We start from the raw sequence: 22,941 nt of genomic DNA, 5'->3' as shown, positions 1-22,941 counted from the left end.
ATGCAAGTCACCAACGACATGTCGTTGCTTTCGCTGATTTCGCACGCCAGCGTGCCGGTCCAGCTGATCATGTTGATGCTGTTGGGCATTTCGATCATGTCCTGGACGTACATTTTCGCCAAGCGCCTTGCCATCAAGCGGGCCCATACCCAAACCCGCCGTTTTGAAGACGACTTCTGGTCGGGCGGTGACTTGTCCATGCTGCAACAGGCCGTGGCGTCGCGCCGCGACGAACAAGGCGCCCTGGCCCGCATCTTCGATGCCGGCATGACCGAATTCCTGAAAGCGCGCCGCGGCAATTCGGCCGGCGACGCCACCGCATTGCTGGACGGCCCGCGCCGCGCCATGCGCGCCGCCTACCAGCGCGAAATGGACGCGCTGGAATCGCACCTGAACTTCCTGGCCTCGGCCGGTTCGGTGTCGCCTTACATCGGCCTGTTGGGTACGGTCTGGGGCATCATGCACGCCTTCATCGGCCTGTCGAACATGCAGCAAGCCACGCTGGCTTCGGTGGCTCCCGGCATCGCCGAAGCGCTGATCGCCACCGCCATCGGCCTGTTTGCCGCCATTCCCGCCGTGGTCGCCTACAACCGCTTCACGAACGACATCGACCGCATCTCGATCCGTTTCGATAGCTTCGTCGACGAATTCCTGAACATTCTGCAACGGCAGGTGCGCTAATGCCCTCGGTAAGCTCACGCGGCAGGTCCGGCCGCCGCATGAAGGCCGACATCAACGTGGTGCCGTACATCGACGTGATGCTGGTGCTGCTGGTCATCTTCATGGTGACCGCTCCGCTGATCACGCCCGGGCTGATCCAGCTGCCTTCGGTTGGCGCGGCCTCGGATGTGCCGGTCAAGCCGCTGGAAGTGCAGATCTCTGAAGACGGCAAGATCGCGCTGCGCATGCGCGAGCCCGGCGCAACGATGCAAGACATCGCCCGCCCCGAGCTCGTGGCGCAGGTGCGTTCGCGTATTACCGCGGAAACGCCGGTGGTGATCGCCGCCGACGGCAAGGTGCCCTATGAGACGGTCGTCAAGGTGATGGACGAGCTACGCACCAACGGCATCACCCGCCTGGGCTTGCTGGTGGACCAGTCCGCCGCAGGCACGTCCCAGCCCGCATCCGCGAAAAAACGCTAACGCGCCGCCTTCCGCCGGCTTTGCCGGCATGCAACGCCCATGACGCCACCCATTATTCGACACCGCAGCGGCCCACCGGCCACCCCGCCCAACAACGACAACCGGAATGCGCTCATTCTGGCCGTGGCGGTGCACTTGCTGCTGCTCGTCGCCCTGATTTTTGGCGTGAACTGGCGCACGGAGGCCCCCGGCCCCGTCGAAGTCCAGCTCTGGGCCGACGGCAATTCGCCCGTCGCCCCGCCGCCCACGCCGCAACCCGAACAGCCCAAGCCGCAGCCTAAACCCGAGCCCAAGCCCGAGCCCGAAAAGGCGCCCGAGCCGCCGCCCCCTCCCCCGCCTCCCCCTCCTCCGAAGCCCGAGCCCGCGGCTCAGCCCAAGACCGAGGAAGTCGATCCCGAGATCGCCATCCAGGAAGCCAAGAAAAAGCGCGAGCAGGAAGAAAAGGCAAAGCAGGCTGCTGAGGCCAAGGAAAAGGCGCGCCTTGAAGAAGAGCGCAAGCAGGCAGAACTGAAAGAAAAGAAGCGCCTGGAGCAAGAACGCCAGGCGGCTGAGAAGGCCGCTGCCGAGAAGGCGGCCGCTGAAAAGGCCGCGGCCGACAAGGCCGCTGCCGAGAAAGCTGCTGAAAAGGCCGCTGCCGACAAGGCTGCCGCCGAGAAAAAGGCCAAGGAAGACGCCGCCAAGAAGGCTGCCGCTGAAAAGGCTGCTGCCGACAAGGCTGCTGCCGAAAAGGCGGCCGCTGACAAAGCCGCTGCCGAAAAGGCCGCTGCCGAGAAAGCCGCCGCCGCCAAGAAGGCAGCTGCCGACAAGGCGCTTAAGGATGCATTCCGCAACGACGCGCTGGGCGCTGCCGGCATTCCCGGCGGCACGGCAGACCGCAACCAGGCGGGCGGCGGACGCGACAATGGCTACGCCGCCAAGGTCCGCGCCTGCATCCTTCCCGGCGTGGCTTACCAGCCCCCGCCGCGCAACGGCTCGGCCAATCCGACCGCACAATACCGGGTACAGTTAGGCACTGACGGGAAGGTTAACGGCGTGACCCTGACCGATTCTTCGGGCAACCCGGCATTCGACCGCGCGGTCGAAACCGGTATCCGCCGCTGCAACCCCTTCCCCAAGCCCTCCACGGGCGGCTACGACAAGTTCATTGACGTAGTGCACAAAATGTATGATTGACAGGAGATTGATGAATATGACTCCCGCTTATAGCCGACGAGGTTCCCTCCTCGCTCTCTGGCGATCGTATGGGCTCGGTTTGCTGATGCTTGCGCTGTGCCTGATGGCCGCCAAGCCCGCCCATGCGCAACTGCGTGTCGATATTTCCGGCACCGGCGCCACGCAATATCCGGTAGCGATCGCCGACTTTGCCGTTGACGACACCCACGGCCGCGCCCTGGCCGAAGTGATTCGCGCCGACCTGACCCGCACGGGCCAGTTCCGCCTGATCAACGCCGCGGGCTCCGGCTTGAATGTTGATTCCCCCATCGCCCATGACGACTGGCGCGGCAAAGGCGCCGACTTCCTGGCATATGGCAGCATCACCCGTGGCGCCGATGGCCGCTACGACGTCCGCTACCGCCTGGCCGATACGGTCAAGAAAGGTCAGCTGGATGGCGTGGCATTTTCGGGCACGGAGCAGGAACTGCGCCGCGTCGCTCACCAGATCGCTGACCGCATCTACGAAAAGATCACCGGCGTTCGCGGCGTGTTCTCGACCCGCATCGCCTACGTGCTGAAGAAGGGTGCCACCTACGAACTGCAAGTGGCCGACGCCGACGGGCAAAACCCGCAAGTTGCGCTGCGCTCGCGCGAGCCCATCATTTCGCCCTCGTGGTCGCCCGACGGATCCAAGCTGGCCTACGTGAGCTTCGAGTCCGGCAAGCCCGTTGTTTACGTGCACACGCTGGCTACCAGCGCCCGCGTACCGGTTGCGAACTTCAAGGGCAACAACAGCGCACCCGCTTGGTCGCCCGACGGCTCCAAGCTGGCCGTGGCCCTGACGCGCGATGGTTTGTCGCAAATTTACATCGTTGGAGCGTCGGATGGCGCCAATCCCACGCGAGTTACGCGTTCTCCCGGGATTGACACTGAACCGACCTTTACGCCAGACGGTGCTTCCATTATCTTTACGAGTGACCGCAGCGGCGGGCCGCAAATCTATCAGACCGGCTCGACAGGTGGCGAAGCTCGCCGCCTCACGTTTAATGGTGGTTACAACATATCACCCCGAATTTCCCCCGATGGATCGACGCTGCTTTACGTTGCAAGACGCGACGGCGCGTTTCGAATCGCGTCGTTGAACCTGTCCTCAGGCTCCGAATCCTTGATCACTGATGGTCGTGACGATCAGTCGCCAAGTTTCGCGCCGAATGGCATGCAAGTCCTTTACGCCGCCATCCAAAATGGACGTAGCGTACTTGCGGGTGTTTCGAGCGATGGCCGCGTACGGCAGACGCTTTCGGTACTGAACGGGGAAATACGTGAACCGACTTGGGGCCCATTTACCCGATAACACGTGTGACTCTCTTTGCAAAGGAACTATCATGAAGTCGCGCATTGCCAAAAGCCTGACCATTGCCGCTCTGGCTGCCACTCTGGCAGCTTGCAGCTCCGTCCCTCTCGACGATAAAGCGGGTCAGGGCGGAGGCGCTGGCCAAGGATCTTCGGCCTCTGGCCAAATCCTTGATCCCTTTAACCCCCAAAGCATCCTGGCGCAACAGCGCTCGGTGTACTTTGATTTCGACAGCTACACCGTGTCGGACCAGTACCGCGGCTTGGTCGAAACCCACGCCCGCTACCTGGCTTCGCACCAGCAGCAGAAGGTCAAGATCGAAGGCAACACCGACGAACGCGGCGGTGCTGAGTACAACCTGGCCCTGGGCCAGCGTCGTGCAGACGCCGTGCGTCGCATGATGACCCTGCTGGGCGTCAGCGACAACCAGATCGAAACCATCAGCTTCGGCAAAGAAAAGCCGAAGTCGACGGGTACGTCGGAAGCCGACTTTGCTGAAAACCGCCGCGCCGATATCAACTATCTGCGTTAAGCTTTTCGCTTAAGTCAAAGAGCCCTACCACGCGTCGGGACGGTCAGCCGGCCGTCCCGACGTTTGTTTTTATACCCGGGAATATTCATGCGCGATAAAGTTCTGTCCCTGCGTCCTCTGATTGTGGCCTCCGGCCTTGTGCTTGCGGCATTGGCGGCGCCCGCCCACGCTTTTTCCGACGATGAGGCCCGCAAGGCCATCCTGGATTTGCGCCAGCAGGTGCAGCAGCAGAACGAGCAAAGCCAACGGGCCAAGCTGCAACTGGCTGATCAGATTCAATCCCTGCAGCAAGAAGTCGCGCAGTTGCGCGACCAGCTCGAATTGGTGTCGCGCCAGCAGCCCAGCGCCAAGCCGGGTGCCCCCAGCGGCACCAACCCGCCGGGCACCGCCGCCGGCGATCCGCAGGAACAAGCCGCCTATGACGGCGCCATGGACCTGTTCCGCAAGGGCCAATACAAGGAAGCCGCCGAATCGCTGGCCGCTTTCACAGCCCTGTACCCGAACAGCCAACTGGCCCCCAGCGCGCAGTTCTACCTGGGAAGCAGCCGCTACGGCATGAAAGACTTCAAGGGCGCCATCGAACAGTTGACCGCCATGGTCCAGAAGTCGCCCGACAACGCGCGCGCCCCTGACGCCTTGCTCATCATCGCGGGCGGTCAGATCGAACTGAACAACCGCGCGGGCGCCAAGGCCACCTTGCAACGCATCGTGCGCGACTACCCCAACGCCCAAGCCGCCAGCACGGCCAAGAGCCGCCTCCAACTGCTGCAGTAATGCCAAACGCCGCAAGCGCGGTCAGCGCCTATCGGCGCATCGTGCGCCGCCGCGCGGGGCTTATCGCCCTGCTGCTGGCGGCGATTTTCATTGCGCTGCTGATTGACTTCACCATCGGCCCGTCGGGCCTGCCATGGCGCGAGCTATGGCTGACCCTGACCACGCCCGCGTCGGCGGATGCGACGGTACGCGTCATTGTCTGGGACATACGCCTGCCCTCCGCGCTGATGGCCGCGCTGGTCGGCATGGCGCTGGGTTTGGCCGGGGCCGAAATGCAGACCATCTTGAACAACCCGCTGGCCAGCCCTTTCACGCTGGGCGTCTCGTCTGCCGCGGCGTTCGGCGCGTCGCTGGCCATCGTGTTGCAGCTTGGCGTGCCCGGCATTCCGGACGCCTGGCTGATCGCCGGCAACGCTTTTCTGTTTGCGATGTTTGCGGCTTTGTTGCTGGACGTCGTGGCGCGCTGGAGCGGCATGAACACCTCGGGGGTGGTGCTGTTCGGCATCGCCATGGTGTTCTCGTTCAACGCCCTGGTGTCGCTGGTGCAATTCCTGGCCAGCGCCGAGGCCCTGCAAAGCCTGGTCTTCTGGACCATGGGCAGCCTGTCCCGCTCCAACTGGACAACGGCCGGCGTGCTGGCCCTGGCCGTCGCCGTGGCCATGCCCCTGGCAATGCGCCAGTCGTGGAAACTGACGGCGCTGCGGCTAGGTGAAGATCGCGCGGCCAGCTTTGGCGTGGACGTACGCCGCGTCCGGGTTGCCGCGCTGGCGCGTGTCAGCCTGCTGTCTGCGCTGGCGGTGGCATTCGTGGGCACCATTGGTTTCATCGGCCTGGTCGCGCCGCACATCGCACGCCGGCTGTTCGGCGAAGATCACCGCTTTTACCTGCCCGGCAGCGCGCTGGTGGGCGGGCTGATTCTGTCGCTGGCTTCCGTCGTTTCCAAAAACCTGATGCCAGGCGTCGTCGTGCCGGTTGGCATTGTGACGGCGCTGGTCGGCATTCCTTTTTTCGTGGCGGTCGTGTTGCGCCGACAACTGCCATGACGCGGCAAGCCGCCCTGGACGTACACGATCTGAACGCGGGCTATAGCCGCGAGGACGTCCTGCATGGGCTGTCCATCCCGTCGCTGGTGGCGGGCGAAGTCACCGCCCTGCTCGGGCCGAACGGCAGCGGCAAGTCCACCCTGCTCAAGGCATTGGCAGGGCTGGTTCGCACTCGCGGCGGCAGCGTCATGCTGGATGGCCAGGACATGACCCGCCTGGGCGTGGGCGAACGCGCCCGCCACATGGTGTATCTGCCGCAAAGCCTGCCGGCCGCCGTGCACCTGCGGGTGTTTGAATCGGTGCTGGTGGCGGCCAGGGCCAGCCGCGACGCCCTGGCGCCGCCGCTGCAATTGTCGGATATCGACCGCCTGCTGGCGCGGCTGGGCATAGCCCACCTTGCGCTGCATTACCTGGACGCGCTGTCGGGTGGGCAGAAGCAACTGGTGGGATTGGCGCAAGCGCTGATCCGCCAGCCGCGCGTACTGCTGTTGGACGAGCCCCTGTCCGCGCTGGACCTGAATTACCAGTTTCACGTGATGCGGCTGCTCAAACAAGAAACCCAGGAACACGGGCTGATCAGCGTTATCGTGCTGCACGACCTGAACGTGGCTTTGCAGCACGCAGATCGCGCGGTGATGATCCAGCACGGACGACTGCACGCGCAAGGCGCGCCTGCCGACGTGATCACGCCCGAATCCCTGGCGGCGGTGTATGGCGTGCAAGGCCGTGTCGAAGCGTGTTCGCGCGGGCTACGCCAGGTGCTGATCGACGGGCTTAACGAACGCCCCCGTTAGCCCGCCGTGGACGCGTTCAGGCGCGCTCAGGCGCGTTGGGCGACGTCGACCACCGGCGCGCCCGTCATGTCGGCGAGCTGCTTGGGCGTCAGGTTGAAGACGGCGTGCGGGTGGCCGGCGGCGGCCCAGAGGCTGTCGTAATTGAATAAATCCGCGTCCAGCAGCATGACCGGCTTGACGGCATGCCCGATGGGGCACACGCCGCCAATGGCGTAGCCCGTCATGTCGCGAACGAACTTGGCATCGGCCTTGGCCAACGCGCCGACCTGTTCGGCCACCTTCGCTTCGTCCACGCGATTGGCGCCGCTGGCGATGACCAGCACCGGCGCGTTGTCGGACGCGCGTCGGAAAATGATGGACTTGGCAATCTGCGCCACCTCGCAACCCAGGCCCTGCGCCGCCTCGGCCGACGTCCTGCCGGATTGCGGCAGGACCACCACCGGCTTGTCATGGCCGATTTCCAATAACAGGCGGGCAACACGCTGGGCGGATTCGGGCAACGCGGCAAGCGATTCGGGGGACATCGTGCGTACTCCATGAAAGACGGGCGGCAGCGCTGCGGACGCTGCCTTGTTCAATGCCGATGACGAGTTTATCAGCGGCGCCCGCGGGGCGTGCACGGGCGTTCCAGGGCGTAGCCGGACGTTGGCGCGGAACCTTGCCACGGCCCACGCTAGAATGCGGACCTGGCTTTTCCGTTTATGCCCCTCATGCGTTCCGAACCCGTTCTTCCGCTGCAAACCGCCTTGATCGGCGGCTACGCCATGTCCTACACCGAGTACGGCAGCGGCGTGCCGCTGGTGCTGGTGCACGGGTCGCTGTCCGACTGCCGCTACTGGAAGTCGCAAATGGCACCGCTGGGCAACTCGTTTCGCGTGCTGGCGGTATGTCTGCGCCGCTATTGGCCGGAAAGCTGGGACGGTGAAGGCGACGGCTTTTCGATTGAGCAACACGCCGCCGACGTGCTGGAATTTATCGACACCGTGGCGGGCGGCCCCGCCCATCTGGTGGGCCATTCGCGCGGCGGCCGCGTCGCGCTGGAAGCGGCATTGGCCATGCCCGACGCGGTGCGCAGCCTGACGCTGGCCGACCCCGGCTTGCCCCTGCCCGGCGGCGACGATGCGCGCGGCGGCTTTCGCCAACGCGCATTGGCGCTGATCCGCCAAGGCGACGTCGAAGAAGGGCTGGCCCTGTTCGTGGACACGGTAACGGGGCCGAACACGTGGCAGCGCATGGTGCCGTGGTTCAAGGAGATGGTGCGCGACAACGTCGGCACGCTGTTTGGCCAGGCCGACGAAAGGCCGGAAGCGCTGACGCCACAGCAGATCGGCACCCTGAAGATGCCCACGCTGCTGATCGGTGGGGCGTTAAGCCCCGCCCCCTATCCGGCTGTCCTGGACGCCTTGTCCGAATGGCTGCCGCACGCGCACCGCGTAACGGTGGTGGGCTCGTCCCATGGCATGAACCTGGGCAACCCGCGCGTGTTCAACAACGCCATTCAGGAATTCATCGGCGGCTGAAAGCGGCAGCCGTTCGCGCCGGCCTGGTTTGGCCAGCGCAAAACCAACGCCCCGGGCGCGCGCCACGCCCCTGCGCGCGTCGCCCCGTCCGCGTCAGCGGCCGGCGCCCTGGGCCGCGATGATCTCCTGCGCTACCTGGCGCGGTGCTTCGGCGTAGTGCTTGAACTCCATCGTGTAGGTGGCTCGCCCCTGCGTCAGCGAACGCAACGACGTGGAATACCCAAACATCTCGGCCAGCGGGACCTCGGCGCGCACCACCTTGCCGCCCCCGCCCGCGATGTCTTCCATGCCCTGCACCATGCCGCGCCGCGAGGACAGATCGCCCATCACGTTGCCGGTGAAGTCCTCGGGCGTCTCCACCTCGACCTGCATCATGGGTTCCAGCAGCACCGGGTCCGCACGGCGCATGCCTTCCTTGAACGCCATCGAGCCCGCCATCTTGAACGCGTTCTCGTTCGAGTCCACGTCGTGGTACGACCCGAAGAACAGCGTTGCCTTGACGTCCACGACGGGGTAGCCCGCCAGCACGCCGGCATTGAGCGATTCGCGGATGCCCTTGTCGACCGCCGGGATGAATTCGCGCGGCACCACGCCGCCCTTGATGGCGTCGACAAACTCGTAGCCCTTGCCGGGTTCCTGCGGTTCAAGCTTCAACACCACGTGGCCGTACTGGCCGCGCCCGCCCGACTGCTTGACGAACTTGCCTTCGACTTCGTTGCAGGCCTTGCGGATGGTTTCGCGGTAAGCCACCTGCGGCTTGCCCACGGTGGCTTCCACATTGAACTCGCGTTTCATGCGATCAACCAGAATTTCCAGGTGCAGTTCGCCCATGCCCGAAATGATGGTCTGGCCAGATTCTTCGTCGGTGCGCACGCGAAACGACGGATCCTCCTGCGCCAGCCGGTTCAGGGCGATGCCCATCTTTTCCTGGTCGGCCTTGGTCTTGGGTTCCACCGCCTGCGAAATCACGGGTTCGGGAAAGACCATGCGTTCCAGCACGATGATGTGGGCCGGATCGCTAAGCGTGTCGCCCGTGGTCACGTCCTTGATGCCCACCGCCGCCGCGATGTCGCCGGCGTACACCTCGGTGATTTCGCGCCGCTCGTTGGCGTGCATCTGCAAGATGCGGCCCAGGCGTTCTTTCTTGCCCTTGATGGGGTTGTAGACCGAGTCGCCCGACTTCACCACGCCCGAATACACGCGGAAGAACACCAGTTGGCCGACGAACGGGTCCGTCATGATCTTGAAGGCCAGCGCCGAGAACGGCTCGTTATCAGCCGGATGGCGTTCAATTTCACGGTCGCGCTCGTCGTGCCCCTTGATGGCGGGCACATCCACCGGCGACGGCATGTAGTCGATCACGGCGTCCAGCATGGCCTGCACGCCCTTGTTCTTGAAGGCACTGCCACAGAGCATGGGCACGATTTCGTTGGCGATGGTGCGCGCGCGCAGGCCTTGCTTGATTTCCTCTTCGGTCAGGGTCTCGCCGGACAGGTATTTTTCAAGCAGCGTCTCATTGGCCTCGGCCGCCTTCTCGACCATCTTGTCGTGCCACTTCTGCGCCTCGGCCTGCATGGCTTGCGGGATGTCTTCGTACTGGAACTTCACGCCCTGGCTGGCGTCGTCCCAGATGATGGCCTTCATCTTGACCAGGTCGATCACGCCTTCGAAGTGGTCTTCGGCGCCCACGGGCAGCTGGATCGGCACCGCATCGCCTTTCAGGCGTTCGGCGATCTGGCGTTGCACGCGCAGGAAATCCGCGCCCACGCGATCCATCTTGTTCACGAAGGCCAGGCGCGGCACCTTGTACTTGTTGGCCTGACGCCAGACCGTTTCCGACTGCGGCTGCACGCCGCCCACTGCGTCATAAACCATGACGGCGCCGTCCAGCACGCGCATGGACCGTTCCACCTCGATGGTGAAGTCCACGTGGCCCGGCGTGTCGATGATGTTGATGCGGTGTTCGGGATAATTGCCGGCCATGCCCTTCCAGAAGGCGGTGGTGGCAGCCGATGTGATGGTGATGCCGCGTTCCTGCTCTTGTTCCATCCAGTCCATCACGGCGGCGCCGTCATGGACTTCGCCGATTTTGTGCGTGATGCCGGTATAGAAGAGGATGCGCTCGGTGGTCGTCGTTTTGCCCGCGTCGATATGGGCGCTGATGCCGATATTGCGGTAAAGCTCGATACGCGTCTTGCGGGTCATGGCCTCTTCCTTGCAGGGAACCACTGGGCAGTACGGCAAGCCCGACCGGGCGCTGCCGCGGCGGGCGCCATGCCGCGTTTCGTAGGGGTAATGCGTAACCGCGCCCGCGCTGATGCGTAAATATTACGCGCGGCGCGTCAACTTTCAAGCTTTGCCACTACGCGCGATAAGGATTCACGATTCGTCCGGGGACACCCGCTCATCGCGGCCCCGCCTTCGTTGCCTGCGTGCACAAAAAAAGCCCCTCGGGTAGTAGAGGGGCTTCGGTGCGCCGCGCAGGACGCGGCGGCGAGAATCAAGCGCGCGCTATCTGCTACGCGCTTACTTCTTTTCTTCCTTGACGCGGTACACCAGCACGGCGGTGGTGGCCAGCGACAGCACCTTGGCCGTGACACTGCCCAGCAGCAGGCGCGACAGGCCGCTGCGGCCGTGGCTGCCAATGAAGATCAGGTCGCAACCGGCGTCGGTCGCCGCTTGCACGATGCCGTCGGCAACGTTGAAGTTGGAGACGGCGCGCGCCTCGGACTTGACGCCGGCGGTGTCGGCGCGGTCGGTGATCTGCTTGAGGTACTTGTCGGCTTGCTCGGCCGATGCCTTCTCGTAGTCTTCGTCGGTAATGGCGTACGCAGCGGCCATGCCGTCGAAACCGATGGTGGCAGCGAACGGCTGAGTCACGTACAGCGCGACGACTTCGGCGCCAACCGAACGGGCGAACGAAATGCCCGCGTTGGCGGCTTGGGCCGACAGCGGCGAACCGTCGGTGGGAATCAGGATCTTCTTGAACATCTTGCCTGCTCCTGTTTGAGAGGAATCTTTATGCTACTGGAAAAGCCGCCTGGTTCACATCAACGGAACCCGGCGACATTGATGCACGTCAAGCTTGGGTTCAGCTGCCCAGCTGCTGCGCGGCGGCGTACAAGTTGGTGCAGCGCGTACCGGTGCGGCAGTAGGCCAGCACGGGACCGGGCAGCGTCTTGAGCAATTCGGCGAATCGGACCACGTCGGACACCGTCATGGCGCTGCCGACCACGGGCTGATATTCGATCTTCAGGCCGGCCGCTTCGGCGGCCTTGGAGACGTCGGCGGCGGTGGGCTGATCGGGGCCGCCTTCGAAATCGGGGCGGTTGATGATGACGCTTTTGTAGCCGGCGGCTGCGACATCGGCCATGTCGTCAGGGCCGAGCTGCGGCGCAACGGCAAAATTGCCGGTCAGGGGTTTGATGGGTGCGGGCATGGCGGTTCCTTCAGATAGATAGCTGCCTATTATTGATTGTAGGAGCCGTTTTGAGCGAACAGTTTTTCCAATTGGGTCCAGATCCGGCGGTCGTCCGCGATGGACACCGAAAAGCGCAGCATCGTGGACGGCGCCTGGGACGGTGAAAACAGCGTGCCCGGCGCCAGCAGCATCCCCTGGTCAGCCGCTTCACGCGCCAGCACCTCGCTATCGCGGCCGCAATCGGCCCAGACGAACATGCCCGCGTTCGGTTCGTGCGGCACCGTCAGGCCCAGTTTCAAGAGCGTTTTCAGGCAGCGCTGGCGAGCCTCGTCCACGCGGGCGCGCACGCGCTCGATGTGGCGGCGGTATTGCCCTTCCATCAGCACCCGGTGGATCACGCGTTCACCCAGTTCCGGCGACGTCAGGCCGGCCAGCATTTTCAGGTCGGCCAGCTTTTGCAGGATGTCGGGGTTGGCGGCCACATAGCCGACGCGCAGGCTGGCCGCCAGCATCTTGGAATAGCCGCTGACCAGGATGACGCGGTTCAGCCGGTCCAGCACCGCCAGCTTCATCGCGCCGCCGGGATGCAGCTCGCCGTAGGTGTCGTCTTCGACGATGACGAAATCGTGCCGTTCGGCGATGCGCAGGATGTCGTAGGCCAAGCCGGCCGACAGCGTGTGGCCGGTGGGGTTGTGCACGGCGCTGTTGATGATGAACAGCTTGGGCTTGTGCTCGGCGGCAAGCTGTTCCAGTTGCGCGATGTCGGGGCCGTCCGGCCCGCGCGGCACGCCGATCAGGCGCGCGCCAAACGCCGCCAGGCGCCCAAAGATGACGAACCACGCGGGGTCTTCCACCAATACGGTGTCGCCCGGTTTGACGAAGTGCCGAGCGATCAGGTCCAGGCCGTGGGTGACGCCGTTCGTGGTCAGCAAATTCAGCTCGGGGTGCGCGGGCACGCCGTCATTCTGCAGCGACGCCGCGATCTGCTGGCGCAGCGGGGCGAACCCTTGCGGGTGCCCGTAGCTGACCAGATTCGCGCGCACCGATCGACCTACCGCGCGCACCGCGCCGGCCACCATGTCAGGGTCCAGCCAGTCAGCCGGCAGCAAACCGGCCCCGCCCGGCATGCCCAGCGAACTGGTTTCGCGGAACATGCTGCGCAATAACCAGGCGATGTCGATACGCGCGGGCGGCGCCAGCGACGTGGCCGGCGCTGCGGCCACCGCCGCCAGCGGGCCGCTGCGTGCGCGCACAAAGAAGCCCGCGCCGCGTCGCGACTGCACCAGCCCGCGCGCGACCAGGCGGTCATAGGCTTCCACCACGGTGAAGCGGCTGACGCCCGACTGTTCGGCCATTTTGCGGATGGAAGGCAAGCGCGTGCCCGGGCGCAGGCCCTGTTCATCGATACGGCGGGCCAGGCCATCGGCCAGTTGCGTGACCAACGAGGCGTCGGCCTGACGCACTGGCATCCAGGGCAGGGAAGAGGCAGGAGGGGGAGGCGGAGCAACTGTCATGGGATTTGGACCAGGCCAGTGATTAAAGTGATATGCAAAAGTGTACCGGTACTGTACCGATAACTATGCGTAGAGTGACAGCAATACGAATGGCCCGCAACCACTCTTCCGTTCCTTTCAGAATTTTTTGGCAACCATCATGTCCCGATCCGCGCTTTACCCCTCGGCCCAGACGGCGCCCGCCGCGCCACCCCCTGTCTGGGAAGGCTATGGCTACGGGTTCCTGGGTGTACTGGTCTTTTCGTTGACGCTGCCCATGACGCGGCTGGCCGTCGCGGAACTGGCGCCGCTGCTGGTGGGCCTGGGGCGCGCGTTGGTGGCGGCCGTACCGGCAGTGGCCCTGCTGTGGATCACGCGTAGCCGACGGCCGACGCGGCAGGAATGGCCGGGCGTCATCCTGGCGGCGTTGGGCATTGTGGTGGGGTGGCCGCTGGCCTCGTCGCTGGCGATGCAGACCGTGCCGTCCGCACAGGGCGCGGTGTTCAATGGATTGCTGCCGCTGTCGACCGCCGCATTTGCCGCATTGCGCAGTGGCGAGCGGCCGTCAGCCGCCTTCTGGGCCTGGGCCACGGCCGGCGCGGCCCTGGTCACGGTGTATGCGCTGCGCCAGGGCAACGGCACGTTGACCACCGGCTATCTGTGGCTACTGGTTGCCGTGGTGCTGGGCGGCATGGGTTACGCCGAAGGCGGCCGCGCGGCGCGTACGCTGGGCGGATCGCGCACCATCTGCTGGGCGCTGGCGATCAGCGCGCCGGTGGTGGTAGCGCCCGTAGGCTGGATGGCGGCGCAGGCCCACTGGCCCAGCGCGGCCGTGGTGTCCGCTTGCGCGTATCTGGCGTTCGGATCTATGTTTTTAGGGTTCTTCGCGTGGTATCGCGGCTTGGCCGTGGGCGGCATCGCCCGCGTGGGACAAGTCCAGTTGTTGCAACCGTTCCTGACTGTCGTGGCGGCCGCATTGTTGTTTGGTGAATCCGTGGAGGCGTCGACGTTCGTGTTCGCCGCCACCGTGATCGCCGTTATCGCCGGCGGACGCCGCGCCATCGTAAGGACCAAAAAATGACTCTGTTCCCAACCCACTGGGCGGACGTGCCCCTGGCTTCCGCGTCGCTGTTGGGGCCGCTGGCGCTGTTCGCGCTGGTCAGCTCGATAACGCCGGGGCCCAACAACGTAATGCTGGCCTCGTCGGGGCTGAACTTTGGATTCCGCCGCAGCCTGCCGCATTTACTGGGCGTGAACCTGGGGTTCACTTTGATGATCTTCCTGGTGGGCGTGGGCCTGGGGTCGGTGTTCCAGCAGGTACCCGCGCTGTACACGGTGCTGAAATATGCCGGCGCGGCCTACCTGCTGTATCTGGCCTGGAAGATCGCCAATTCCGGCGACATGGAAGATGGCGAAGCGCGCGGCAAACCGTTCACGTTCCTGCAAGCCGCCGCGTTCCAATGGGTCAACCCCAAGGCCTGGGTGATGGCGGTGGGCGTCGTGGCCACCTACACGCCTCAGAACGGATTCTTTGCCAACCTGGTCATCGCCACCGTGGTGTGCGGCGTGGTCAACCTGCCCAGCATCGGCGTGTGGGTGACCTTCGGCACGGCGCTGCGCCGCGTGCTGCACAAGCCCTGGGCCGTACGCGCGTTCAACGTCGGCATGGCGCTGCTGCTGGTGGCGTCCTTGTATCCGGTGGCACTGGATTTGATGCATTAAGCCGAGGCCGCCCCGACAGCAGGCGCGGCCAGGGATGGCGGCCGGCAGCCTCTCATTGACGGGCGCGACACGTCCAGGAGTATGCTGACGGCGGAACCCAGCCGGCCCGACAGGGTCATATCGTCCATGCCCGCCCTGCCCCGCTTTTCCCCCCGCCGATTGTTCATTGCCGCCGTGCTGGCCGCCGCCAGCGTGGTCGGCTGCTCGCAGCTGGATTCCTGGCAACGCCAGACGATCTTTTCACCGCAGTCCGAGCCCCAGACCTGGTGGCGCGAACCGGCCGCCGGCACCAAGGTCTACGACCTGGCGCTGGCCAATGGCGACAAGATTCGCACCTGGTATTGGCAAAGCCCCAGCGCGGGCGCGCCTACCGTGCTGTATCTGCACGGCGCGCGCTGGAATCTGAACGGCAGCGCCTTTCGCATCGATGGCTGGACCCGCATGGGCTATTCCGTGCTGGCCATCGACTATCGCGGCTTTGGCGCGTCCACCCCCCGCCTGCCGTCGGAAGAAAGCGCGCTGGAAGACGCCATGGCCGGCTTGAAAGAACTGGCCCGTCTGCAACCCGATCCCGCCCGCCGCTTCGTCTACGGCCATAGCCTGGGCGGCGCCATCGCCATCGACCTGGCGGCGCGCCCCGAGCAACCTGACTTTGCGGGGCTGATCGTGGAATCCAGCTTCACCAGCATCGGCGCCATGTTGGGCACGTTGCGTTGGGGCAAGGTCCCGGGCGCGGGGCTGCTGGTCACGCAGCCCTTCGATTCCGTGCAGAAGCTGGCGCAGTTGCACACGCCGATGCTGTTCATGCACGGCACCGCCGACCGTGTCGTGCCGCACACCATGAGCGACGAACTCTTCGCCGCCGCGCGCAACGTGGCGCCCGAGTTAAAGCGCCTGGTCAAGATCGAAGGGGCTTCGCACTCAGGCGCCTTCCGCAGTGGCCCGCAATACGACGCAGCCGTCAAAACCTTCATGCAGGACGCGTCGCGCGCCTACTCCCGTAAATCGGGCTGACGCGCGCCGGGAAAACCCGCTATCGGGAAACTCCCATATAAAAATATCTACTAAATATATTTAACGGATATTAGACTTTCTCCTGTTCGCCGCTCCCCCTTGAAGCGACGGCATCTTCAGGAGAAGCCAGTTGAGTAACGTGCGTTGGCAGGGCGTATATCCTGCCGTAACCAGTAAGTTCCACGCCGACGAATCGCTGGATTTCGAAGCCATGCGCAAGCATTTCGGCTTCTTGATCGACAACGGGGTTCACGGTCTGGTCACCTGCGGCTCGCTGGGCGAAGCCAGCACCCTTACCCTGGAAGAAAAGCTCCAAGTCACGCGCTGCGCTGTCGAAGTCAGCGCGGGCCGCATTCCCGTGCTGGCCAACGTGTCCGAGACCAGCACCCGCGAAGCGGTGCGATTTATCAAGGCAGCAGTCGAACTCGGCGTGGACGGTTTCATGCTGATGCCTTCGCTGATCTACGTCGCCGACGCGCGCGAGGCGATGCAAAGCATCCGCACCATGGCCGAAGCCGCGCAAAAGCCCTGCATGATCTACAACAACCCGGTTGCTTACCGCGTGGATCTGAAGCCCGAGCACATGGTCGAGCTGGCCGACTGCCCCTGGCTGGTCGCCATCAAGGAAAGCAGCGACGACATCCGCCGCCTGACCGACCTGCGCAATGCGCTGGGCACGCGCTATCAGCTGTTCATCGGCGTGGACGACCTGTCGTTCGAGGCGCTGGCGCTGGGCGCAGACGGGCTGCTGGCCGGTTTGGTGACCGCATTCCCCCGCGAAACCGTGGCGCTGTATGACCTGATGAAAGCTGGCAAGTGGCAAGAGGCGTTGGCGCTGTATCAATGGTTCACGCCGCTGTTGCACCTGGACGTTTCCACCAAGCTGGTGCAGAACATCAAGCTGGCCGAAACGCTGGCCGGCGTCGGCAACGAGCATGTGCGCAAGCCGCGCCTGCCCCTGGTCGGCGCGGAACGCGAGCGCTGCACCGCCATCATCCAGGCCGCGATAGCCAAGCGCCCCAAAGCCTACCAGTCGACGTAAGCCACCCCACCCGCCCGCGGCACCATCCCCGGAAGGCCGCGCGGCGCGGTGTTCCGGGGCCGCCTCCACGCACGCTCATCGGACACCATGCAAAGCGACATCATCCTTCAGACCCGTGGCCTGACCAAGGAATTCCGCGGCTTCGTGGCAGTCAATAACGTCGACCTGAGCGTGCGGCGCGGCGCCATCCATGCGCTGATCGGCCCGAACGGGGCGGGCAAGACCACGTTTTTCAACTTGCTGACCAAGTTCCACATCCCCACGCGCGGCGAAATCCTGTACGACGGCGTCGACATCACGGCAGAGCGCCCCGCCCAGACGGCGCGCCGGGGCATCGTCCGATCGTTCCAGATATCGGCCGTATTTCCGCAGCTGTCGGTGCGCGAGAACGTGCGCGTTGCCTTGCAGCGCAAGCTGGGCGTGGACTACTGCTTCTGGCGGTCGGAACGCACGCTGGAAAGCCTGCACCACCGCGTCGAGGAACTGCTGGACCAGGTCGGCCTGCGCACGCATCTGGAGGTGCCCGCGGGCGACTTGCCGTATGGCCGCAAGCGCACCCTGGAAATCGCCACCACGCTCGCGCTTGAACCCGAGTTGCTGCTGCTGGACGAACCCACGCAAGGCATGGGCCACGAAGACGTGGACCGCATCAAGCACCTGATCAAGCAGGTATCCGCGGGACGCACCATCCTGATGGTCGAACACAACATGAAAGTGGTGGCGGACATCTCCGACACCATCACCGTCTTGCAACGGGGCGAGATCCTGGCGGAAGGCCCCTACGCCACCGTATCGATGAACCCGGCGGTGCGCGAGGCCTACATGGGAGCCGACGATGAATAACGCCCACGCCGGCGGGTCCGGCAACCTGCTTGAAATCCGCAACCTGCACGCCTGGTATGGCGAATCGCACATCCTGCATGGCATCGACCTGGACGTGAAGCCCGGCGAATGCGTGACGCTGCTGGGCCGCAACGGCGCGGGCCGCAGCTCGACGCTGAAAGCCATCCTTGGCCTGGTGGGCCGCCGCAGCGGCTCGATCAAGGTGCAAGGCCAGGAAACGGTGGGCATGCCCACTCACAAGATCGCGCGCCGGGGCATCGGTTATTGCCCTGAGGAGCGCGGCATCTACGCGTCACTGACCGCGGAGGAAAACCTCATGCTGCTGCCCTCGGTGGGGCCGGACGGCATGTCGGTGGAAGAGATCTACACGATGTTCCCCAACCTGAAAGAGCGTGCGCAAAGCCCCGGCACGCGGCTGTCAGGCGGCGAACAGCAGATGCTGGCGATGGCGCGCATCCTGCGCTCCGGTGCTCGCCTGCTGTTGCTGGACGAAATCACCGAAGGACTGGCGCCTGTGATCGTGCAGTCGCTGGGCCGCGTGATCCGGCAATTGAAAGAGCGCGGCTACACCACCGTGCTGGTCGAACAGAATTTCCGCTTCGCCCAGCACCTGGCCGACCGCCATTACGTCATCGAACATGGCCAGGTGGTTGCCGTGATCGACCGTGCCGACGTCCAGCAATCGCAGGACAAGCTGAACACCTTGCTGGGCATTTGAAGTTTTGCCGTATTGGTTTTTCCGTATTCCTTCCGACCGCAGTGCCCCTTCCTACACGGAGCGTAGTCAGATGAAATTGAACCGAATTGCAGCAGCGTTGCTAACCCTGGGTGTCGCCGGCGCCGCCCACGCGCAGGCAAAGATCAGCGACGACGTCGTCAAGGTGGGTGTGCTGACCGACCTGTCCGGCGTGTATTCCGACCTGGCCGGTAATGGCTCGGTGATCGCCGCGCGCCTGGCCGCCGAAGAGATGGGCAACAAGGTGCTGGGCAAACCGGTGGAAGTGGTGGCGGCAGACCACCAGAACAAGCCCGACGTCGCCGCCAACTTGGCGCGCGAGTGGTTTGACCAGGGCAAGGTCGACATGATCACCGACTTTCCCACCGCATCCACCGCGCTGGCCGTGATGGAAATCGCCAAGCAGAAAAACCGCGTGACGATGCCCTCGGCGGGCCTGTCCACCGCCATCCTGGGCGAAAAATGTTCGCCGCTGAATGCGCAATGGACCACCAACACATACGCGCTTGCCGCCGGCACCGCGCGCGCGCTGGTGCAAGAAGGCAAGAAGACCTGGTACTTCATCACGGCCGATTACACGTTTGGCCATTCGCTGGAAAAGGACGCAACGGAAGTCATCAAGGAAAACGGCGGAACGGTCGTGGGCGTGTCGCGCCACCCCTTCCCCGGCAACGACTTTTCATCGTTCCTGCTCAAAGCCCAGGCATCGAAGGCCGACGTGATCGCGCTGGCCAACGCGGGCAACGACACGGTCAACGCCGTCAAGCAAGCGAACGAATTCGGCATCAACAAGAAGCAGATCGTGGCGCCGTTGCTGACGTATATCTCGGACGTACACAGCATGGGCCTGCCCAAGGCGCAGGGCATGTACCTGACCGAAGCGTTCTACTGGGACTATGACGACGCCTCGCGCGCATGGGCCAAGAAGTTCTTCGAAAAAGCCAAGAAGATGCCGACCGCCTCGCAGGCCGGCGTGTATTCCGCCACGCTGTCTTACCTGAAGGCGATCGAAGCCGCCGGCACCGACGACGCGCCCGCCGTGATGGCCAAGCTGCGCGAGATGACCATCAACGACGCCGTGATCCGCAACGGCCACCTGCGCGCGGACGGCGCACTGGTGCACGACATGCTGCTCTTGCAGGTGAAAACGCCCGCGCAGTCCAAGGCCCCGTGGGACTACTACAACGTGAAGTCGGTACTCAAGGGCGAGGACGTGTTCCCCAAGCCCCAGGCCGCCTGCCCGCTGAACAAGTCCTAAGCCCGCGCCATGTTCGACATCTCGCTCCCCGCCCTGTTGGCCCAGTTGCTGGTCGGGCTGATCAACGGCTGCTTCTACGCCATTCTCAGCATGGGGCTAGCCATCATTTTCGGCCTGCTCAACATCGTCAACTTCACGCACGGCGCGCAGTTCATGATGGCGGCGTTCCTGGCGTGGATCGGCTTCACGCAGCTGCCGCAATTGCTGGGCCCCGGCGTGCAGGTCAACTTCTGGGCCGCGCTGATCCTGGCGCCCCTGGTGGTGGGCGCGGTGGGCGTCCTGATCGAAAAGACACTGCTCAAGCGGCTGTACCACCTGGACCACCTGTATGGGCTGCTGCTGACCTTCGGTATCGCGCTGATGATGGAAGGGGGCTTCCGTTACTTCTACGGCATTTCCGGAGTGGGCTATGAGCCGCCCGAGATCCTGCAAGGCGGCTTCGACCTGGGCTTCATGTTCTTGCCGGCGTACCGAGGTTTTGTGGTGGTGGCGTCGCTGACGCTGTGCATCGCGACCTGGTACCTGTTCGAGCGCACCCGCCTTGGCGCCATGCTGCGCGCCGGCACCGAAAACCCGAAGCTGCTACAGGCGTTCGGCGTCAATGTTCCGGTGATGATCACGCTGACGTACGGCTTCGGCGTGGCGCTGGCCGGCGTGGCGGGCGTGCTGGCCGCGCCCGTCATGCAGATCAACCCGTTGATGGGGTCCAACCTGCTGAACATCGTGTTCGCCGTGGTGGTGATCGGGGGGCTGGGTTCCATCATGGGCGCCATCGTCACCGGCCTGGCGCTCGGGCTGCTGGAAGGGCTGACCAAGGTGTTCTATCCCGAAGCGTCCACCGTTGTCGTGTTCATCGTGATGGCCGTCGTGCTGTTGATGCGCCCCGCTGGCTTGTTCGGCAAGGAGAAATAAGGTGTCGCGCATTCCGTTTTCCATTCGCATCCTGGCCTTGCTGCTGGTGCCCGCGCTGCTGGTGCCGTTCTTCCCCCAGGTCGTGTACCCGGTGTTCGTCATGAAGGTGTTGTGCTTTGCGCTGTTTGCGCTGGCCTTCAACCTGCTGACCGGGTTTACCGGCCTGGTGTCTTTCGGCCACGCCGCGTTTTTTGGCTGGGCCGGCTACGCGGCGGGGGAAATGATGATCCTGTTCGGCGCACGCGGCCTGCCGCCCGAGCTTGCCATTGTGTGCGGCGTGGCCATGGCGGCCGCCATCGGGTATGCGATAGGCTGGCTGGCCATCCGCCGCACCGGCATCTATTTCGCGATGATCACGCTGGCGCTGTCGCAGGTGGCGTACTTCATGGCGGTGCAGGTCGGCTGGACGCGCGGCGAGGACGGCATGCAGGGCATTCCGCGCGGTAAGTTCCTGGGGCTGGTCGACCTGAGCGTAGACACCAACATGTATTACTTCGCGCTGGGCGTGTTCGTGCTGGGCTTTCTGTTCGTCTACCGGGTGATTCATTCGCCCTTCGGGCAGGTGCTCAAGACCATTCGGGACAACGCGCCGCGCGCCATTTCGCTAGGTTACGATACGGATCGGTGCAAGCTGCTGGCCTTCGTGCTGTCCGCGTCGGTTGCCGGCCTGGCCGGCTCCCTGAAGGCGCTGGTGCTGCAATTGGTGGCCCTGAACGACGTGTCGCTGGCCACCTCCACCGAAGTACTGCTGATGACGCTGCTGGGCGGCATCGGCACGGTGTGGGGCCCTGTCGTGGGCGCTACGCTGGTGGTCAGCCTGCAGAACTATCTTGCCACCCTGGGCGATGTTGTCACCATCGTCATCGGGCTGATTTTCGTGTTGTGCGTGTCGTTCTTCCGACGCGGGTTCGTCGGCGAATGGCTGGCGTACACGCAGTGGCGCAAAACGAAGGAAAACAATAATTGATGGCAGGAGCAGAACCCAAACGGCGCGCCGCGGACGTCGCCTACGACCAGATCGAAAGCATGATCGCCACCTTGCAATTGCAGCCTGGCAGCGCGGTCGTGGAAGCGGAACTTGTCGAGAAAACCGGCCTGGGGCGCACGCCCCTGCGCGAAGCATTGCTGCGCATGGTGGCGGCTGGCCTGATCCGCCAGGAGCCCCGGCGTGGCTTGCGCGTATCGATGATCCAGCTGGCCGACCACATGGATCTGATCCAGACGCGCCGCGCGCTGGAACAATTGATCGCCGCCAGCGCCGCCCGCCGCGCCACGCCCGCGCAGCGCACCCAGATCGTGGAATGCGCCGCGCAGATGATTCGCGCCTCGGAAGGCGGCAACCTTGACGACTACATGCACGCGGACCAATTGCTGGACCACGTCTGTCATCTGGCTTGCCGTAATGTGTCTGCCGTGAATGCGGTCGAACCGCTGATCATCCAGTGCCGGCGCTTTTGGTACGCCTATCAGCACGAAGGCGACATCGCGGAAGGCGCGCGCCGCCACATGCTGATGGCGCAAGGCATTGCCACCGGCAACGAAGCCGACGCCATCAAGGGCGCCGATTCGTTGATGGACTACCTGGAAATGTTCACGCGCAAGGTGATTGACGCGTAACGGCGGCAGCCCCCGCCGGCGCCACGGCCGGAGCGATACCGGCGGCGTCGGCCGGCGCGGCTTGCGCCTTGCCGCGTCCCAGCCACGCCATGACGCGCGGACGGGACCGGTCATAGGCCAGGTTGTACAGAAACGCGTAGGGCAGATAGAACAGCACCAACGCGATATCCAGCACAAAGGCTTCCCAAAGGCTGATGTCCAGCCACCAGGCCGCCAACGGAATCACGATCAGGATCAGGCCCAGCTCAAATCCAAACGCGTGCACCACGCGCATGCGCATGTTGCGCACGAAGCCCAGGCGGTTTTGCAGGCGGTCGAAGCCGGCGTTGTAAATCATGTTCCAGACCAGCGCGACCCAGGCGATGACGGCGGTGAGCACGCCCATTTCGAACAGGGATTTGCCCATGGCCCAGGCAGCGGCCGGCGCGCACAGGCCGATGGCCAGGATTTCAAACAGGAAGGCGTGAAAAAAACGCTCTTTGAGCGTTTTGGTGACTTGCGTTTTTTGGGGAGGGGTGTGAGTGGCTTGCATGACCCGCCTGCGGTCGGTTTGTCAGAATGGAAGCGAT

Annotated in this window: 25 protein-coding genes; 19 read left to right on the top strand and 6 right to left on the bottom strand. The window is 64.3% G+C overall.

Annotation, left to right across the window (positions count from 1 at the left end; genetic code table 11):
* The 8 genes from tolQ (at position 1) to KYT87_RS03150 (ending at position 6,794) form a co-directional block, all read left to right on the top strand.
* The gene (gene tolQ / locus KYT87_RS03185) at positions 1 to 681 is read left to right on the top strand and encodes a protein TolQ (RefSeq protein WP_046807611.1); all 681 of its coding nucleotides are present in this window, start codon (positions 1 to 3) and stop codon (positions 679 to 681) included.
* Positions 681 to 1,142, top strand: a complete 462-nt coding sequence (locus KYT87_RS03180) for an ExbD/TolR family protein (RefSeq protein ID WP_039882755.1) — start codon at positions 681 to 683, stop codon at positions 1,140 to 1,142. The genes tolQ and KYT87_RS03180 overlap by 1 nt, the downstream gene beginning before the upstream one ends.
* A 39-nt stretch (positions 1,143 to 1,181) precedes the next feature.
* A complete protein-coding gene (gene tolA / locus KYT87_RS03175) occupies positions 1,182 to 2,315 on the top strand; it encodes a cell envelope integrity protein TolA (RefSeq protein WP_219991686.1) in 1,134 nt (377 codons plus the stop codon).
* A gap of 16 nt (positions 2,316 to 2,331) precedes the next feature.
* On the top strand, positions 2,332 to 3,651 hold the full coding sequence (gene tolB, locus KYT87_RS03170) for a Tol-Pal system beta propeller repeat protein TolB (RefSeq protein ID WP_046806173.1): 1,320 nt from the start codon (positions 2,332 to 2,334) through the stop codon (positions 3,649 to 3,651).
* Positions 3,652 to 3,682: 31 nt separating this feature from the next.
* Positions 3,683 to 4,183, top strand: coding sequence for a peptidoglycan-associated lipoprotein Pal (gene pal, locus KYT87_RS03165; protein ID WP_006217420.1), 501 nt, complete (start codon positions 3,683 to 3,685; stop codon positions 4,181 to 4,183).
* Positions 4,184 to 4,270: 87 nt separating this feature from the next.
* On the top strand, positions 4,271 to 4,957 hold the full coding sequence (ybgF, locus tag KYT87_RS03160) for a tol-pal system protein YbgF (RefSeq protein ID WP_046806162.1): 687 nt from the start codon (positions 4,271 to 4,273) through the stop codon (positions 4,955 to 4,957).
* Positions 4,957 to 6,000, top strand: coding sequence for an iron ABC transporter permease (locus tag KYT87_RS03155; RefSeq protein ID WP_104145134.1), 1,044 nt, complete (start codon positions 4,957 to 4,959; stop codon positions 5,998 to 6,000). Before ybgF ends, KYT87_RS03155 begins: the two co-directional genes overlap by 1 nt.
* Positions 5,997 to 6,794, top strand: coding sequence for an ABC transporter ATP-binding protein (locus KYT87_RS03150; RefSeq protein ID WP_219991685.1), 798 nt, complete (start codon positions 5,997 to 5,999; stop codon positions 6,792 to 6,794). The genes KYT87_RS03155 and KYT87_RS03150 overlap by 4 nt, the downstream gene beginning before the upstream one ends.
* Positions 6,795 to 6,820: 26 nt before the next feature.
* On the opposite strand, the gene KYT87_RS03145 is transcribed toward KYT87_RS03150, so the two are convergent.
* Complete coding sequence (locus KYT87_RS03145) at positions 6,821 to 7,318, bottom strand: YbaK/EbsC family protein (protein ID WP_046806159.1); 498 nt, start codon at positions 7,316 to 7,318, stop codon at positions 6,821 to 6,823.
* Between the two features lie 186 nt (positions 7,319 to 7,504).
* Between KYT87_RS03145 and KYT87_RS03140 the strand changes: the two genes are divergently transcribed.
* Positions 7,505 to 8,314 carry an alpha/beta fold hydrolase gene (locus tag KYT87_RS03140; RefSeq protein WP_046806158.1) on the top strand — a complete coding sequence of 270 codons (810 nt, stop codon included), beginning with the start codon at positions 7,505 to 7,507 and terminating at the stop codon, positions 8,312 to 8,314.
* 93 nt (positions 8,315 to 8,407) lie between these two features.
* Here the strand turns inward: KYT87_RS03140 and fusA are convergent, their stop codons facing one another.
* From fusA to KYT87_RS03120, 4 genes are all read right to left on the bottom strand, one after another.
* Entirely contained in the window at positions 8,408 to 10,519 is a 2,112-nt protein-coding gene (fusA, locus tag KYT87_RS03135; protein ID WP_046806157.1) for an elongation factor G, read from the bottom strand.
* 321 nt (positions 10,520 to 10,840) lie between these two features.
* Positions 10,841 to 11,305 (bottom strand): universal stress protein, encoded by a 465-nt coding sequence (locus KYT87_RS03130; RefSeq protein ID WP_046806156.1) that lies wholly within the window; start codon positions 11,303 to 11,305, stop codon positions 10,841 to 10,843.
* Between the two features lie 100 nt (positions 11,306 to 11,405).
* Positions 11,406 to 11,753: a TIGR01244 family sulfur transferase gene (locus KYT87_RS03125; protein ID WP_219991684.1), complete on the bottom strand. Its 348-nt coding sequence runs from the start codon at positions 11,751 to 11,753 to the stop codon at positions 11,406 to 11,408.
* 29 nt (positions 11,754 to 11,782) lie between these two features.
* Positions 11,783 to 13,198 (bottom strand): PLP-dependent aminotransferase family protein, encoded by a 1,416-nt coding sequence (locus KYT87_RS03120; protein ID WP_255593857.1) that lies wholly within the window; start codon positions 13,196 to 13,198, stop codon positions 11,783 to 11,785.
* A 190-nt stretch (positions 13,199 to 13,388) separates the two neighbouring features.
* On the opposite strand from KYT87_RS03120, the gene KYT87_RS03115 reads away from it, so the two are divergent.
* From KYT87_RS03115 to KYT87_RS03070, 10 genes are all read left to right on the top strand, one after another.
* Complete coding sequence (locus KYT87_RS03115; protein ID WP_219991682.1) at positions 13,389 to 14,309, top strand: DMT family transporter; 921 nt, start codon at positions 13,389 to 13,391, stop codon at positions 14,307 to 14,309.
* Positions 14,306 to 14,950 carry a LysE family translocator gene (locus KYT87_RS03110; RefSeq protein WP_046806152.1) on the top strand — a complete coding sequence of 215 codons (645 nt, stop codon included), beginning with the start codon at positions 14,306 to 14,308 and terminating at the stop codon, positions 14,948 to 14,950. The genes KYT87_RS03115 and KYT87_RS03110 overlap by 4 nt, the downstream gene beginning before the upstream one ends.
* Before the next feature lie 126 nt (positions 14,951 to 15,076).
* Complete coding sequence (locus tag KYT87_RS03105; protein ID WP_046806172.1) at positions 15,077 to 15,964, top strand: alpha/beta hydrolase; 888 nt, start codon at positions 15,077 to 15,079, stop codon at positions 15,962 to 15,964.
* Positions 15,965 to 16,094: 130 nt separating this feature from the next.
* On the top strand, positions 16,095 to 17,006 hold the full coding sequence (locus KYT87_RS03100; protein WP_046806151.1) for a dihydrodipicolinate synthase family protein: 912 nt from the start codon (positions 16,095 to 16,097) through the stop codon (positions 17,004 to 17,006).
* Between the two features lie 87 nt (positions 17,007 to 17,093).
* Positions 17,094 to 17,849 carry an ABC transporter ATP-binding protein gene (locus KYT87_RS03095; RefSeq protein ID WP_046806150.1) on the top strand — a complete coding sequence of 252 codons (756 nt, stop codon included), beginning with the start codon at positions 17,094 to 17,096 and terminating at the stop codon, positions 17,847 to 17,849.
* On the top strand, positions 17,842 to 18,567 hold the full coding sequence (locus KYT87_RS03090; protein ID WP_104145137.1) for an ABC transporter ATP-binding protein: 726 nt from the start codon (positions 17,842 to 17,844) through the stop codon (positions 18,565 to 18,567). The genes KYT87_RS03095 and KYT87_RS03090 overlap by 8 nt, the downstream gene beginning before the upstream one ends.
* Before the next feature lie 70 nt (positions 18,568 to 18,637).
* Positions 18,638 to 19,843 (top strand): ABC transporter substrate-binding protein, encoded by a 1,206-nt coding sequence (locus KYT87_RS03085; protein ID WP_104145138.1) that lies wholly within the window; start codon positions 18,638 to 18,640, stop codon positions 19,841 to 19,843.
* Positions 19,844 to 19,852: 9 nt separating this feature from the next.
* Positions 19,853 to 20,755 carry a branched-chain amino acid ABC transporter permease gene (locus tag KYT87_RS03080; RefSeq protein WP_104145139.1) on the top strand — a complete coding sequence of 301 codons (903 nt, stop codon included), beginning with the start codon at positions 19,853 to 19,855 and terminating at the stop codon, positions 20,753 to 20,755.
* A 1-nt stretch (position 20,756) separates the two neighbouring features.
* Positions 20,757 to 21,722: a branched-chain amino acid ABC transporter permease gene (locus tag KYT87_RS03075; protein ID WP_052946069.1), complete on the top strand. Its 966-nt coding sequence runs from the start codon at positions 20,757 to 20,759 to the stop codon at positions 21,720 to 21,722.
* Positions 21,722 to 22,372 (top strand): GntR family transcriptional regulator, encoded by a 651-nt coding sequence (locus KYT87_RS03070; protein WP_046806146.1) that lies wholly within the window; start codon positions 21,722 to 21,724, stop codon positions 22,370 to 22,372. The genes KYT87_RS03075 and KYT87_RS03070 overlap by 1 nt, the downstream gene beginning before the upstream one ends.
* On the opposite strand, the gene KYT87_RS03065 is transcribed toward KYT87_RS03070, so the two are convergent.
* On the bottom strand, positions 22,347 to 22,904 hold the full coding sequence (locus KYT87_RS03065) for a multidrug/biocide efflux PACE transporter (protein WP_219991681.1): 558 nt from the start codon (positions 22,902 to 22,904) through the stop codon (positions 22,347 to 22,349). The two genes, KYT87_RS03070 and KYT87_RS03065, sit on opposite strands and share 26 nt — an antisense overlap.
* Positions 22,905 to 22,941: the final 37 nt, after the last annotated feature.

This window comes from Achromobacter sp. ES-001 (genome assembly GCF_019448355.1).
GTDB classification, from domain to species: domain Bacteria; phylum Pseudomonadota; class Gammaproteobacteria; order Burkholderiales; family Burkholderiaceae_B; genus Achromobacter; species Achromobacter spanius_B.
This window is presented reverse-complemented; position numbering and strand designations above follow the sequence as displayed.